Raw genomic sequence first — 281 nt, forward strand, 5'->3', positions numbered from 1 at the left:
GCAACGTTGGTTACCTGGTCGGCAAAAGTGGCGAGTGTCTCGATCATGCCGTTGATTGTGTCGGCGAGGGAGGCGATTTCGCCCTTCGCGTCCACCGTCAGCTTGCGCTTCAAATTGCCTTGCGCGACGGCGGTCACAACGTCGGCGATGCCACGCACCTGGTTTGTCAGATTGGTCGCCATCAGGTTGACGTTGTCGGTCAGATCCTTCCAGGTGCCTGCTACGCCTCGCACCTCGGCCTGGCCGCCGAGCTTGCCTTCGATGCCGACCTCGCGCGCGAC

At 62.3% G+C, this 281-nt stretch carries 1 protein-coding gene; it reads right to left on the reverse strand.

The window, feature by feature from the left end; all coding sequences use genetic code 11:
* On the reverse strand, positions 1-281 hold a 281-nt coding region (locus tag EN861_RS35115), incomplete at both ends, for a HAMP domain-containing protein (protein WP_135928265.1).

This window comes from Mesorhizobium sp. M8A.F.Ca.ET.218.01.1.1, assembly GCF_004791165.1.
Taxonomy (GTDB): Bacteria; Pseudomonadota; Alphaproteobacteria; order Rhizobiales; family Rhizobiaceae; genus Mesorhizobium.